Source organism: Pseudarthrobacter sp. IC2-21 (assembly GCF_034048115.1).
GTDB lineage: Bacteria > Actinomycetota > Actinomycetes > Actinomycetales > Micrococcaceae > Arthrobacter > Arthrobacter naphthalenicus.
The window spans coordinates 1176757-1191170 of record NZ_CP139145.1; the positions used below are offsets into that span (position 1 = coordinate 1176757).

Sequence of the window (14414 nt, forward strand, 5' to 3'; positions counted from 1 at the left end):
GCGGCACAAATCATTCCGGCACCATCCGGTTTGGCCGGGTGGTTTGGGGCTAGTGTTGCTGGGGTCGGCACCTGCCGCGAATACCCTCAGGGAGGGTGCATGAACTCCACCACATCCGGTTCGAACCAGTCCAGCTCCGAGCAGTTCGGGCAGCACCTAGCCAGCATCGGGGGTTCAGAGGCTGACCTCGGCGGATCCGCCTACACGGTCACCGATGACGACACCGTCCAGAGCGTGGCCTCGGGCCTGCGGATCGAACAACAGCAGCAGGGCACCCCCGTGAGCACGCCAGCCATTCTGCACGCATCCGCGGAGGTCCTGATCAGCAGGCGCGATGAAGGCGACCCCGAAAGCCACGCCGGAACGTCCCATGCGGGGGAGTACCAGTTGGACATCCACCTCAGCGGGGATCGCAGCACCCGGGAATCCATCCCTCAAAAGGACCTCGAGCAGGCCCGGATCTGGGCGAAAGGGCGGATCGAGGCTGAGGGCGCGGACTTCGGTGCCATCTACTTCCCTACCGGAGGAGGCATCGAACCCGGCACCGGAGCGCTTGAATGCCGTTACGACCGGGCGGTGGGCTGGTACCGGTAGGTGGGCTGGTACCGGTAGGTGGGCTGGTACCGCTAGCGGAGGCCGGGCATTGACTGCTCCAGCTGGACACGGCAATTGGACATTGCCTGGTCCGTCAGGGCTTCCCGCTGGCAGGCCTGGAACTCCTGGACCTGGCTGAAGAACACCGCTGAGGCCAGGATGACCAGCAGCATGATGAGCGAAACCACCAGGCCCGCGATGGTGCCGAACAGGACCAGCCGGGACTCCTTCAGCTTTGCCGACCGGACCAGCAGCATGATGCCCAGGACAAAGCTGGCCGCCGTCAGGATGCCGGTGAGCCAGAGGTAGCTGACGTCCAGCTGGTAGACGAAAAAGGCGCCGAGCACGGTGAGAATGAAGATCCGGAACAGGTTGCGGGTCTTGCTGAGCGAGGTTTTCGCGGCCTCGCTGAGCTGCGGTTTAGTCCGCTGCTGGCCAGCTGGTTCCGGGGGAGTAGTCATGGATTCCAGCCTACGCGAGCCTGCCCATAAGCTAGACCCATGCGCATCGTAGTCCTCGTTTCCGGTACCGGCTCCAACCTCCAGGCCGTCATTGACGCCGTGAAGTCCGGGGAGCTGGACGTGGAAATCGCGGCGGTGGGTGCCGATCGTGAGGGGACCTACGGGGTGGAGCGTTCGTCCGAGGCCGGGCTGGAAACCTTTGTGGTCAACTTCAATTCGTTCCCAACCCGCGACGAATGGGATGCCGCCCTGACGGCGAAGGTGGCTTCCTACGCCCCGGATGTGGTGGTCTCCTCCGGCTTCATGCGGATTGTCAGCGCCGACTTCATCGATGCCTTTGACGGCAAGTACCTCAATACCCACCCCGCGCTGCTGCCGGCGTTCCCCGGTGCCCACGGCGTCCGCGACGCCATGGCCTACGGCGTGAAGGTGACCGGCTGCACGGTGCACTGGGCCGACGCCGGCGTGGATACGGGCCCCATCATCGCCCAGGAAGCCGTCGCCGTTGAGCCGGGGGACACCGAGGACACCCTGCACGAGCGGATCAAGGTGGTGGAGCGCCGCCTCCTGGTGTCCACCCTGGCAGCCCTCGCCGCCTAACCCCTCCCGCCGCCTAACCCCTCCCAAGTAGGTAGCGCTATCTGTCGTTTTGACCCCTCAGAACGACAGATAGCGCTACCTACTTGGGTTGACGGAGGGGAGCCTGTGGATAACTTCAGCGGCCTTCTCGCGGGCCTGCCACCATGGGCAGATGAAGGTCCCCAGCGAACTGCCCCAGCCGTTGTCCTCCCTTCCGTTCACACTGAAAGAAGCGGCCGACGCCGGGATCACCCAACGTAGGTTGCGTCACCAGGGCTTGGGGCGCCCCAGCCGCGGCGTCCGGGTGCCGGAGGTGGAGGACTGCCCTCTTGACCGCAGCATTCGCCCCTACACCCTGGTTACGGAGTCAGCCGCGGCTTCCCATGCGTCGGCGTTCCTGTTGTGGGAGTTCCCGGGCTTCCTCCCGGGAAGCGATGAGCAGCTGATTCATATCTCCCGGCCCGATTCGGTGGCCATCATGCGCCGTCCGGGAGTGAAGGGTCACCGGGGCCAGTTCTTCGACGACGAAATCGTTAATTTCAACGGCCTGCTGGTCACCTCGCGTGCCCGAACGTGGCTGGACTGCGCCCGGAAAATGAGCATTGATGAGATAACTGTCGTAGCGGATCACCTGTTGAGGATTCCTCGGCCGGACTTCGAAGGGAGGGCTGAACCCTTCGCGACCAAGGAAGACCTTGAGGATATGCTCGACCGGCACAAGGGGACCCCGGGGATTCAAAAGGCCCGCCTTGCCCTCGAACAGGCCAGAGTCGGGGCTGATTCCGCCCCGGAAACGAGGCTGCGGCTGGCACTGGAGTACGCGGGATTGCCGGAACCGAAATTGAACATGCGCGCGGACCTGGGAGCCGGCGTCGTACGTCAGCCTGATCTCGCCTATCGGGACCACAAAGTGGCAGTGGAATACGAAGGCGATGGACACTCTGAGGTGGCCCGGATCGTCAGGGACATCGCCCGCGAGGAGGATTTCGCAAGGGCGGGCTGGCTGCCGGTCAGAATCTCCAAACGCCACATGCAGAACGACGCGCGGGCCGCCGTCGCCAAAGTCCGTTCGGCGCTTATGACCCGAGGCTGGTCGCCCAAGTAGGTAGCGCTATCTGCCGTTTTGAGCGTCCATAACGACAGTTGGCGCTACCTAGTTGGGCAAGGGGGGCCTAGTCGAGGCGGCGCAGCTTGGTTTCGGGGGAGAAGAACGCCATCCACAGCACGGCAACCAGGACAAGCCCGCCGGCCAGGGCGAAGGAGGTGGCCAGGCCGAGCTCGGGCCAGAAGTAGTTGGCGAAAATGAGTGGCCCAAGGCCGGCACCCAGCCGGGAGAACGTCGAGGCCCAGCCAAACCCCGTGCCGCGCAGCTCCGTGGGGTACAGCTCGGACACATAGGCGTAGAGCACCGGGATGGCCACCTGGACGATAAAGCCGAACACGAGCAGCCAGAAGATCGCCGCCGACGGGATGTCCACCACAAACGCCACGATCACCAGGGTCAGCGCCGAGAGCGGGCCCGTGATGGCCAGAATCCACTTGCGGCCCACGCGCTCCACCAGCAGGGCGGCGACCACCACGCCCAGCAGGCCCACGGCCGACATGGAGGCCGTGGTCACGAAGGCCTTGTACTCCGCGAAACCGGCACCGATCAGGATCCGCGGCATCCACGTCAGGGACAGGTAATAGACCAGCAGGATGCTGAAAAACAGGGCCCATGCGGTGGTGGTGATCTTCCAGTTGAACTGCCAGACCAGGCGCAGCTGATGCCAGGCGCTGCCGGCGGACAGCCGCGGAACGTCCTGCGCATCCGGCAGGCTGTAGGCCCGGGGTTCGGCGCCGGTGGCTGCCACGAGGTCATCAATGACTCGGGCGGCTTCCTCCCGGCGGCCTTTGCGGATCAGGAACAGCGGAGACTCCGGGACACTGCGCCGGATCCAGAACACCAGCAGCGCCGGCAGCACCATCACCAGCATGGTCAGCCGCCAGTCCCCGAAGATGCCCACCATTGCGGCGGATACAAAGCCCGCCAGGGCCGCGCCCACCGGCCACCAGCCGTCCATCGCGGTGAGGACCTTGCCGCGCTGCTTCCGGGGTGTGAACTCACCCACCAGCGCATAGTCCACGGGAATGCAGCCGCCCAGGCCGAAGCCGGCCATAAAGCGGAACACGCAGAACCAGATGAAGTCCGGGGAGAACGCGCCGAGCACGGTGAACAGCGAGAAGATCAGCAGCGTTGCCGTGAACGCCTTCTTCCGCCCGATGGTGTCCGCAATGGTTCCCCACACAAAGGCGCCCAGGGCCATGCCGATCAGGTTGGCTGTGCCCACCCAGGCCACCTCACCGGCCGCGAGTGCCCAGTGGGTGGAGAGCAGCGGGATGAGGATGCCGTTCAGCGTCACGTCCCAGGCATCGAACATGAATCCGAGGCCGCCGATCACAAAGATCCGGCCCTGGACCTTCCACCGCCACGGCAGTTCCTGGACCACCTGTTCGCCGCTGGGCACAGTGGTGTAAATATTCATCGCAGCCTCCTGCCTAAATCTTAGAGGCACGCGAAGTCGGGATCTGCGTGGCGTCGCTTCGCGCGTCCGGGGTGCAGTCCGGGCAGCGCACCGGCCGCCCGCAAAACGGAGGCAGCGGACAACACGATAAACTGGCCCTACCCCCACCACCCGCGGCCCACCCGCGGCACTGGTCCGCGACATAAGACGGAGACTTTTGTGAGCTTCACGCAGCCTGAACGTGTATCCATCGACCGGGTTCCCATCCGCCGGGCCCTGATCTCGGTCTACGACAAGACCGGTCTGGAGGAGCTCGCCAAAGGACTGCACGCAGCGGGCGTGAAGATTGTGTCCACCGGTTCAACGGCCAAGAAGATCGCCGCGGCCGGCATCCCGGTCCAGGAAGTCGAGGAAGTCACCGGCTCCCCGGAAATGCTCGACGGCCGCGTCAAGACACTGCACCCCCGGGTCCACGGCGGCATCCTGGCCGACCGCCGCGTCCCGGCGCACATGGACACGCTGACCAAGATGGAGATCGAGACCTTCGACCTCGTCGTGGTGAACCTCTACCCCTTCGTGGAGACGGTCAAGTCCGGCGCCGCACAGGATGACGTGGTGGAGCAGATCGATATCGGCGGTCCCGCCATGGTGCGTTCAGCAGCGAAGAACCACGCCGCCGTCGCCATTGTGGTTGACCCCGGCTTCTACGGCCAGGTGGTCACCGCCGCGGCTGAAGGCGGCTTTGACCTGAAGACCCGACGCCGGCTGGCCGCGAAAGCGTTTGCCCACACCGCCGCGTACGACAACGCGGTGGCCACCTGGACGGCCAGCCAGTTCAAGGATGAGGACGGCGACGGCATCATCGACTGGCCCGCCTACGCCGGCCTATCCCTGGAACGCTCCGAGGTCCTGCGCTACGGCGAAAACCCCCACCAGCAGGCCGCGCTGTACGTCGATAAGGCTGCTCCGGCCGGCATCGCCCAGGCTGACCAGCTGCACGGCAAGGCCATGAGCTACAACAACTTCGTCGACGCCGACGCCGCCCTGCGCGCCGCGTTCGACTTCACCGAGCCCGCCGTCGCCATCATCAAGCACGCCAACCCCTGCGGTGTGGCCGTTGGGTCGGCCGATGCTGAAGATCCGATCGCCGACGCCCATGCCAAGGCCCACGCCTGCGATCCGGTCTCAGCGTTCGGCGGCGTCATCGCTGCCAACAGCACCGTGACGGCCGGCATGGCCCGCACGGTGGCCGGCATCTTCACCGAAGTGGTCATCGCCCCGGCCTTCGAACCCGAAGCGGTCGAAATCCTCGCCAAGAAGAAGAACATCCGCCTGCTGGCCCTGCCCGAGGGCTACGGCCGCTACCCGACGGAATTCCGCCAGGTCTCCGGCGGCATGCTGGTCCAGGCCACTGACAAGGTGGACGCCGACGGCGACAACCCCGCCAACTGGACCCTCGCCGCCGGTGAAGCCGCGGACGAGAAGACGCTCGCGGACCTGGCCTTCGCTTGGACCGCCTGCCGCGCAGCCAAGTCCAACGCCATCCTGCTCGCGGACAACGGCGCAGCCGTCGGCATCGGCATGGGCCAGGTCAACCGGCTGGACTCCTGCCGCCTCGCCGTGGAGCGGGCCAACTCGCTCGGTGTCTCGGTGGAGTCCGACGTCGAAGGTGCCGGCGGTGCCTCCAACACCAGCGCTGCCAACGCACCGGAGCGTGCCCGCGGCGCCGTTGCCGCCTCGGACGCGTTCTTCCCGTTCGCCGACGGCCTGCAGATCCTGATCGACGCCGGCGTCCGCGCCGTGGTTCAGCCGGGCGGGTCCGTCCGGGATGAGGAAGTCATCGCCGCGGCCAACGCCGCCGGCATCACCATGTACTTCACGGGTGCCCGCCACTTCTTCCACTGACCCCCACTCGAAGACTGCACTGAAGTAGAACGCCCGACGGCGCCTGTCCCCGATGAGGGGAGAGGCGCCGTCGGGCGTTGGAACTGGAATTCAGGAATGATTCGCGTCCGGGTCCGCGTCGTCGTCCGGCGCCCCCGGGGCAGGGTCCGGGAGGCGAAGCTCCCGGGGCTTTGCCGCCGCCATCCTTTCCGGGGTCCAGTACGCGAGGATTTCTTCGGGCGTCTGGTCCGATTCACTATGGCTGACGGAACCCTCCAGCGGCCGTCCGCCCGGTCGCCGGTCCGGGGCCGGGTCCTGCGACTTTTTAGGCTGCCTGGGCAAGGGTGTACGTATCCTCAATGACTTGGCCCCAGTACGGGCCGTACATCACGTTGGCGCTGTTATAGCCGTAGCTGTTGATGGAGTTTTGCAGGCCGCTGGAGAGGAACCAGGGGCCGCCGGAGGAGCCGCCGGTCATGGTGCACGGGATTCCCTGGGTGTTGAATTCAGGATGCGTGGTGTCATCCGTTGCCTTGCCCTTGCAGCTCCACAGTGTTTCGCCGTTGTAGGGCGCGGAGGCGGGGTAGCCATAGGAGGTGTACTGCACGCCGCGATCAGAATTGAACTCAACGCCGGACCCTCCCACAACGTCCGTGAGACTCTCGCCGTCCGCATTGGGGTTCATGACCGCGAAGCCGGTGTCAAAGGCGATATCCCCCTTCTGCTGCCATTGGGGGGTGGTGTGCAGGCTCTTGGCCGTCCACCGTCCGTAGGGCGCCGCACCATTCTCATAGGCCGGAACAAAGATGAAGTTCTTGGCGAAGGCGCCCGGACCGCTATTGACGCAGTGGCCGGCCGTCGCCACGGTGCTTCCGTTCGCGGACGTGACGGCATTACCGGAGCACACATAGTTGGCCCCGCCCATGGTGAAGAAAACCTTGCCGATGTTGTCCACCGTTGCCGCCTCGCGGGCGAACTTGGGGCTGCTGCTGTTGGTTTTGGCTGCGGTGCTGGGCTTGACCTTGGTGTTCTTGCCCTTGGCAACCGTGTCTGGGGAGGTGGCCACGCGGCCGGGGGCAGCGCCGGCCAGGGCATCGCCGGGAATCGCGGCGCGCATGCGGTCCGCAGTCCAGTATTCCGCGGCGCCGGTGCTGTCCACCTTGGCGCTGGCCACCACGGGGGCTGTCTTATCGCCTGACGCAGCCGGAACGGCGTTCGCGGTTCCGGCCCCCACCAGCGCCAGCATGGCAGCTGCGGTGAGGCTGAGGAGGCTGGCCGCCAAGGACCTGGTTCGCGTCATGATTGTCCTGTCTGAACGGTGAGAGAGCGGTCTCACTGAGCCCGCCCATGACCAGTAGAACCTACCGATGCAACACGACTTTTGTAAATAGTAAAACCGTCCCCGGTGCCGCGTCAGTCTGGAAAAAGATGAGGCCAGGGGGTACTTTTCTCATATCAATGACTTCTCCGGTCCGGGCAGCGGACTCTGAACGAAGTCGGGGCCCAAATCGTGATCGCTTTCCGGAACTCGCCAAGGCGATCCGCGGCCCCAAGTACGTGCAGCCCTGCCCGCGTGATCTTCCCCACAAGCGGCGCCGACAGTTGCCCCGCCCGCCGGCGGGCCTTACCGGTGGCAAATCACGACGGCGACTCTCCCCGGCGGGGTGCCGCCCGCCGTCGTGCGCCGCGCACTGCCCCCAAACCGGCGGTAATACGGGGCCTCCCGGCCGTCCCGGGTAGGGCTCAAAGCTGTGACCTCGGGTAAGTTAGGCGTGGTGAAATAGACCAAATTTCCACAGCCGACCTCTAGGGAGACGCCCGCGCATGTCCAAGATTATCTATACCCACACCGACGAAGCGCCGATGCTGGCTACGTATTCGTTCTTGCCGATCATCGAGGCATTTGCTTCGACTGCAGGTGTGGAGGTGGAGACCCGTGACATTTCGCTCGCAGGCCGCATCATCTCCGTGTTCGGTGACTACCTCACCCCGGAGCAGCAGACCGGTGACGCCCTTGCTGAACTCGGTGAACTGGCGAAGACGCCGGAAGCCAACATCATCAAGCTCCCGAACATCAGCGCATCCATCCCGCAGCTGAAGGCCGCCATCGCCGAGCTCCAGAGCCAGGGCTACAACCTGCCGGACTACCCGGACAACCCCGCCTCCGATGAAGAGACGGCCGTCCGGTCCCGCTACGACAAGATCAAGGGCTCCGCCGTGAACCCCGTCCTGCGTGAAGGCAACTCGGACCGCCGGGCGCCGCTGTCGGTGAAGAACTACGCCCGCCAGAACCCGCACTCCATGGGTGCCTGGTCGGCGGACTCCAAAACCAACGTGGCCACCATGGCCAAGGACGATTTCCGCTCCAACGAGAAGTCCGTGGTCATCGACGCCGACGGCACCATCGCCATCCAGCTGGTGCGCGAAGACGGCTCCGTCAAGGTCCTGAAGAAGGCCTTCCCGGTTCTGGCCGGCGAAGTCATCGACGGCACCGTGATGCGCGCCGCAGCCCTGGATGAGTTCCTCAAAGCCCAGGTTGCCCGCGCCAAGGAGGAAGGTGTCCTTTTCTCCGCGCACCTGAAGGCCACCATGATGAAGGTGTCGGACCCCATCATCTTCGGTCACGTGGTGAAGGCCTACTTCTCCGAGCTCTTCGAGACCTACGGCAAGCAGCTGGCCGCCGCCGGCATCAGCCCCAACAACGGCCTGGCCGCCATTCTGAGCAGCCTTGAGGACCTGCCGGAGGACGTTCGCGCCGGAGTCCAGGCACTCATCAAGAAGGGCCTCGACGACGGTCCGGCCCTGGCGATGGTGGACTCGGACAAGGGCATCACCAGCCTGAACGTTCCCTCGGACATCATTGTGGATGCCTCCATGCCGGCCATGATCCGCTCCTCCGGCCACATGTGGGGCCCGGACGGCAAGGAAGCCGACACCCTGGCCGTCCTGCCGGACAGCTCATACGCAGGCGTCTACCAGGTAGTCCTTGATGACTGCCGCGCCCACGGGGCCTTCGATCCGACCACCATGGGCACCGTCCCGAACGTGGGCCTGATGGCGCAGGCGGCCGAGGAATACGGCAGCCACGACAAGACGTTCGAAATCCAGGAAGCCGGCAAGGTGCAGATCGTTGACGGCGCCGGCAACGTGCTGATCGAACACGACGTGGCCCCCGGTGACATCTGGCGTGCCTGCCAGACCAAGGACGCCCCCATCCGCGACTGGGTCAAGCTGGCCGTCACCCGCGCCCGCGCCTCCAAGATGCCCGCCGTCTTCTGGCTGGATGAAAGCCGCGCCCACGACCGCAACCTGATCGCCAAGGTTAACGAGTACCTCAAGGACCACGACACCACGGGCCTGCAGATCGAGATCATGTCCCCGGAGAAGGCAACCGCCTTCACCCTGGAGCGCATCCGCAAGGGCGAGGACACCATCTCCGTCTCCGGAAACGTGCTCAGGGACTACCTCACGGACCTGTTCCCGATCCTGGAACTCGGAACCAGCGCCAAGATGCTCTCCGTGGTTCCGCTGATGAACGGCGGCGGACTCTTCGAGACCGGTGCAGGCGGGTCAGCCCCGAAGCACGTCCAGCAGCTGCTCAAGGAAAACCACCTTCGCTGGGACAGCCTGGGCGAGTTCCTGGCCCTGGCCGTGAGCTTCGAGCACCTGGCCACCACCACCAACAACGCCCGTGCGCAGGTGCTGGCCGACACCCTGGACAAGGCAACGGGGACCTTCCTGCTGGAAAACAAGTCCCCGAGCCGCCGCGCGGGCGAGCTGGACAACCGCGGCAGCCACTACTACCTGGCACGGTACTGGGCCGAGGAACTGGCCAAGCAGACCGAGGACGCCGAGCTCGCAGCCTCATTCTCCGCTGTTGCCGGCGAACTGACGTCCAACGAGGAAACCATCGTTGGCGAACTCGCCGCGGTGCAGGGCTCACCGGTGGACATCGGCGGCTACTACCGTCCGGACGACGCCAAGACCTCCGCTGTCATGCGGCCCTCCGCAACGCTGAACAAGGTCATTGCCACGCTGAGCTAAGGTTCTCTGAGCCTGAAGAACAGTAAAAGGCGGTGCCCCGGGAAACCGGGGCACCGCCTTTTTTCTTCGGAATCGGTGGGTGAGGCGTTCCGCCGTGCCGGGTTTCTTGGCGGCCACATCGGAGCATTCCCGGCCCGAATACCGGAACCCGGGTTGTGGCAGGAGGCATCTTTCCCTAGGGTACTAAGTACGCTTAGTATCTCGGCGGATTGCCGATGACTGCTGAGGTTGCCCACCCCAGAGGAGAAAAATCCGTGCCTGAAGAAAGCAACATCCAGATTCCCGGTGTTCCTGCCAGTGAACCCGCGGCCCTCGACGAGCCCACCACTCCGCGTGAGCCCCTGCCGCCCAAGCCGGACCAGCAGGGCCCGGAAGCAGTCTCACCAACGGGGACGCCGACCGGGGCGCCTCTGACCGCGCGTGCCCAGTCGGGGCAGTACCTCACCACAGCGCAGGGGCTCAGGCTCGGCGACACGGACCATTCCCTGAAAGCCGGCCCGCGCGGACCTGTCCTGCTGCAGGACCACCACCTCCGGGAAAAGATCACGCATTTCGACCACGAACGCATTCCGGAGCGTGTGGTGCACGCCCGTGGCGCGGGCGCGCATGGAGTGTTCAGGTCCTACGGCACCGCCGCCAGGATCAGCCGCGCCGGCTTCCTGGCCAAGGATGTGGAAACGCCGGTCTTCGTACGCTTTTCCACGGTCCTGGGCTCGCGCGGGTCTGCGGACGCCGTCCGTGACACGCGGGGATTTTCCACCAAGTTCTACACGGATGAAGGCACCTACGACCTCGTGGGCAACAACATCCCGGTCTTCTTCATTCAGGACGGCATCAAGTTTCCGGACCTTATCCACGCCGGAAAGCCCCACCCGGACCGGGAGATTCCGCAGGCCCAGAGCGCCCATGACACCTTTTGGGATTTTGTTTCCCTGCACACTGAGGCGCAGGCCCACACCATGTGGAACATGTCCGACCGGGGGATCCCGCGGTCCTTGCGGACCATGGAAGGTTTCGGCGTCCACACTTTCCGCTTCGTGAACGCCGAGGGAAAGACCACGCTGGTGAAGTTCCACTGGAAGCCCAAGCAGGGCGTCCACTCGCTGGTCTGGGAAGAAGCCCAGATCATCAACGGGATGGACCCGGACTTCCATCGCCGGGACCTGGCCGACGCCATCGAAGCCGGCGCTTTCCCGGAATGGGAACTGGGGGTGCAGACCTTCCCGGATACCGAGGACCAGATGTTCGAGGGCATCGACCTGCTGGACCCCACCAAGTTCGTTCCCGAGGAGTTGGCCCCGGTCCAGCCCATCGGCATCATGACGCTCAACGCCAACCCCACCAACTATTTCGCGGAGACCGAGCAGGTGGCCTTCCATCCAGGACATTTGGTGCCTGGCATCGACGTTACCAACGACCCGCTGCTGCAGGTCAGGCTGTTTTCCTACCTTGACACCCAGATCTCCCGGCTTGGCGGTCCAAACTTCGGCCAGATCCCGATCAACCGTCCGCAGGCACCGGTGAATGACATGCTCCGCGACGGCATGCACCAGCAGGCGGTGCACGGCGGGGCGGCACCGTACCACCCCAATTCGCTGGACGGCGGCTGCCCGTTCCTCGCCGGCCAGGACATGAGCGCCTTCATTGACGTGCCGGAAGAGCTTGCCGCGTCCATCAAGGAGCGGAAGAACCCGGCATCCTTCAGCGATCATTACAGCCAGGCCCGGCTGTTCTTCCGCAGCCTCACCCCCGTGGAGCAGGATCACGTGATCCAGGCCTACACCTTCGAACTGGGCAAGTGCTACGAGAAGGCAATCCGGGAGCGGCAGTTGCTTGCCCTGGCCAATGTGGACACGGACCTGTGCGCGGCCGTGGCGAAGGGCCTGGGCATGCCCGCGCCGGCCGCCACCGAGGACGTTGCCGACGCCGAACCCAGCCCCGCCCTGTCGCAGCTGGGCAAGACCTGGCCGGTGGCCGGCCGCGTAGTAGGGATCATGGCGGATCAGGACAGCGACCTTGAGGAGGTCAACGCAGCACGCAAGGCACTGGACGCTTTGGGCATCGTGCCGCTGGTCATCGCACCGGCCGGCGGAACCCTGGGTGAAGAGGGCGACGGCGGCGTCCCCGTCCAACGGACCTACCTCACCGCGCGCTCCACCGAATTCGATGCAGTCATAGTTGCCGGCGGAGCAATGCGGGCTTCGGATGCCACAGCCGGCCGTGACGCCAAGGCCGGCGAACCCGGCGCTTCACTGGATCCGCGGGTTGTGCTGCTGCTTTCCGAAGCGTTCCGGCATGCCAAGGCGCTGGGGGCGTGGGGGGAACACTCTGCGACGCTTGAAACGGCCGGCATCCCTCAGGACACTGCCGGTGTTGTCGCGGCGGGCACGGCAGGTGAGCTGGTTCCGCAAATCGCGGAACTGCTGGCGAACCACCGTGTGTGGGAACGCTTTCCGGCCAACTAAGCTTTCCGGCTAACCAAGAAGGACCTGCCTCCGTTTAGCGGACAGTCAGAAGCGGTGCCCCGGGAAACCGGGGCGCCGCTTCCGTTGCGGGCGTGCAAACTCAGTAACGGGCAGCCCAGCCGTTGGTGGCCGTCAGCCGTCCTTGCCTTTTCCCTTGCCGGCTTTGCCGTTGTTCTGTGCCGGGGCGGGGGCGGGTGCAACCGGTGCGGGAGCCGCATTGTTGGCCTCGGCAGCAGCGGCAGCGGCGGCAGCCGCGGTAGCATCCGCTTCAGCCTGCCGCTGGGCTGCGGCGGCGTCCTCGGCGGTCTTCGCGGCTGCCGCTGCCGCCGCGAGGACGTCATTGAGGTCTGCCCGGACGGCCGCAACCGCAGTTGTGATCGAGCGCCGGCGGGCATCCGATACGGTCCCGTTGTCGGTAGCCGCCGCCAGGTCTGCCTCGAGCGCCGTCAACTCGTTGAGCGCACCCGTTGGGTCATTACCCGCGGCGGCCTGGCTGACGCTCAGGACGCGTTGCTGAAGTTTCGCCGCAGTGTCCTGCTTCAAGCCCGAGTCCGCCGGACCGCAGGCGGCCAGGGATCCGGCAAACAGAAGGGCGGCCGCAGCTGCTGACAGGCAGCGCAAAGCGCAGCGGCCCCGGCGGACGTTCTGCCCTGACGTCATGGTTCCACGCTTTTCTGGAGTTCCTGGAGGTGGTCACCCAGGCTGCCGGTGACCGTGGGGTAGGGGACGACGTCGGGCGTTTGCTGTGCAGCGAGGCTGACGGTCAGGGCCGTTGCGGCAGCCACCACGGCGAGGAGGCCCAGAATGATGTAAAGCCAGAAACGCCTGGATCGCCGCGGGGCAGGGGGCAGCTCAGTTTCGGCGGTGATCGCGATGGAGGGGGGCCTGAAAGGCATGGCCGGGAGCACCCGGGTGGTTTCCAGCGCGAGTTCACCCGGGGTGGATGCCGGCGAGACCAGTGCTTGCCGGAGCACCGTTTCGACGTCGGCCGCCGCCGGACGTTCCAACGGCTCGATGGCCGTCATGGAGCGGATCAGGTCGGCCCACTCGGAGGGGACATCGTCCGGGATCTCAGGCGAGCGGTGCAGGCGTGCCACGGCCGACTCGACCGCGTTACCCGGATACTCAATCGTTTGCTTGATGCACTCCAACAGGACAAGCCCGAAGGAGTAGATGTCCGTGGCAGGAGACAGCGGCGAGCCCAAAGCCTGCTCCGGGCTGAGGTACGCGGCAGTCCCCACCATGGTTCCCGTGGCAGTGAGCCGTGTCGCGTCAACGATCCTGGCTATGCCGAAGTCCGTCAGCTTGGGACGCAGGGGCTCGCCCGGGCGGATCTGAACCAGGAGGATATTGCCGGGCTTGATGTCCCGGTGGATGACACCCAGACCGTGAACGTACGCCAGGGCGTCGGCAATGCCCGCCCCGATCACAGCCAGTTCGTCCAGGGGGACGGGGCTGTGCCTGATGCGGCTGCGAAGGTCCTGGCCTTCGACCAGTTCCATGGTCAGGAACGGCCGGGGTTCACCGGGGATGCGGGTGTCAATCCCGGCGTCGAACAACGTCACCAGGCTGGGGTGGTTGAGGGTTGCCAGCAGCTGGATCTCCGCTTCCTGGCGTTTCAGCTCGTCGGCATCCGGGGCCTGCGGTGCGAAAAGCTTCAAGGCCACGTCCCGGCCAAGGTTTTCGTCATGGGCACAGTAAACGGTGGACATGCCGCCGCGGCCGATCACGTCACCCAAACGGTAGCGTCCGCCAACCACTTCATCCTTGATGGAGCTAGGCGATTCCGCCCCCATGACCCGTTCCTCCCGGTGTGCACTGCGGCACTGTTGTACGTCAAATTATACCGGTGAACGGGGAAACTAAGGCTACTGTCGTTTTGC

12 protein-coding genes are annotated in these 14414 nt (G+C 65.4%); 6 read left to right on the forward strand and 6 right to left on the reverse strand.

The features are described from left to right. Positions 1 to 99: 99 nt before the first annotated feature. Positions 100 to 594, forward strand: coding sequence for a hypothetical protein (locus tag SBP01_RS05460; RefSeq protein ID WP_320537785.1), 495 nt, complete (start codon positions 100 to 102; stop codon positions 592 to 594). 32 nt (positions 595 to 626) lie between these two features. Here the strand turns inward: SBP01_RS05460 and SBP01_RS05465 are convergent, their stop codons facing one another. Beyond that, positions 627 to 1055 carry a hypothetical protein gene (locus SBP01_RS05465; RefSeq protein ID WP_320537786.1) on the reverse strand — a complete coding sequence of 143 codons (429 nt, stop codon included), beginning with the start codon at positions 1053 to 1055 and terminating at the stop codon, positions 627 to 629. Positions 1056 to 1094: 39 nt separating this feature from the next. On the opposite strand from SBP01_RS05465, the gene purN reads away from it, so the two are divergent. Together purN and SBP01_RS05475 are read left to right on the forward strand one after the other, a co-directional pair. Continuing rightward, entirely contained in the window at positions 1095 to 1655 is a 561-nt protein-coding gene (gene purN, locus SBP01_RS05470) for a phosphoribosylglycinamide formyltransferase (protein ID WP_320537787.1), read from the forward strand. Between the two features lie 151 nt (positions 1656 to 1806). After that, positions 1807 to 2739, forward strand: coding sequence for a hypothetical protein (locus SBP01_RS05475; RefSeq protein WP_320537788.1), 933 nt, complete (start codon positions 1807 to 1809; stop codon positions 2737 to 2739). A 67-nt stretch (positions 2740 to 2806) separates the two neighbouring features. Here the strand turns inward: SBP01_RS05475 and SBP01_RS05480 are convergent, their stop codons facing one another. Then, the gene (locus SBP01_RS05480) at positions 2807 to 4159 is read right to left on the reverse strand and encodes an MFS transporter (RefSeq protein WP_320537789.1); all 1353 of its coding nucleotides are present in this window, start codon (positions 4157 to 4159) and stop codon (positions 2807 to 2809) included. Between the two features lie 198 nt (positions 4160 to 4357). Between SBP01_RS05480 and purH the strand changes: the two genes are divergently transcribed. Further along, positions 4358 to 6043, forward strand: coding sequence for a bifunctional phosphoribosylaminoimidazolecarboxamide formyltransferase/IMP cyclohydrolase (gene purH, locus SBP01_RS05485; protein WP_320537790.1), 1686 nt, complete (start codon positions 4358 to 4360; stop codon positions 6041 to 6043). Between the two features lie 90 nt (positions 6044 to 6133). Here the strand turns inward: purH and SBP01_RS05490 are convergent, their stop codons facing one another. Together SBP01_RS05490 and SBP01_RS05495 are read right to left on the reverse strand one after the other, a co-directional pair. Further along, positions 6134 to 6364 carry a hypothetical protein gene (locus SBP01_RS05490; protein ID WP_320537791.1) on the reverse strand — a complete coding sequence of 77 codons (231 nt, stop codon included), beginning with the start codon at positions 6362 to 6364 and terminating at the stop codon, positions 6134 to 6136. Next, positions 6348 to 7322, reverse strand: a complete 975-nt coding sequence (locus SBP01_RS05495) for a hypothetical protein (RefSeq protein ID WP_320537792.1) — start codon at positions 7320 to 7322, stop codon at positions 6348 to 6350. Before SBP01_RS05495 ends, SBP01_RS05490 begins: the two co-directional genes overlap by 17 nt. 524 nt (positions 7323 to 7846) lie before the next feature. Between SBP01_RS05495 and SBP01_RS05500 the strand changes: the two genes are divergently transcribed. Then, a complete protein-coding gene (locus SBP01_RS05500) occupies positions 7847 to 10066 on the forward strand; it encodes an NADP-dependent isocitrate dehydrogenase (protein ID WP_275212739.1) in 2220 nt (739 codons plus the stop codon). Positions 10067 to 10320: 254 nt separating this feature from the next. Continuing rightward, a complete protein-coding gene (locus SBP01_RS05505) occupies positions 10321 to 12531 on the forward strand; it encodes a catalase (protein ID WP_275212738.1) in 2211 nt (736 codons plus the stop codon). A 132-nt stretch (positions 12532 to 12663) separates the two neighbouring features. Here the strand turns inward: SBP01_RS05505 and SBP01_RS05510 are convergent, their stop codons facing one another. Continuing rightward, a complete protein-coding gene (locus SBP01_RS05510; protein WP_320537793.1) occupies positions 12664 to 13191 on the reverse strand; it encodes a hypothetical protein in 528 nt (175 codons plus the stop codon). Then, positions 13188 to 14327: a serine/threonine-protein kinase gene (locus SBP01_RS05515; protein WP_320537794.1), complete on the reverse strand. Its 1140-nt coding sequence runs from the start codon at positions 14325 to 14327 to the stop codon at positions 13188 to 13190. Before SBP01_RS05515 ends, SBP01_RS05510 begins: the two co-directional genes overlap by 4 nt. Between the last annotated feature and the right edge of the window lie 87 nt (positions 14328 to 14414).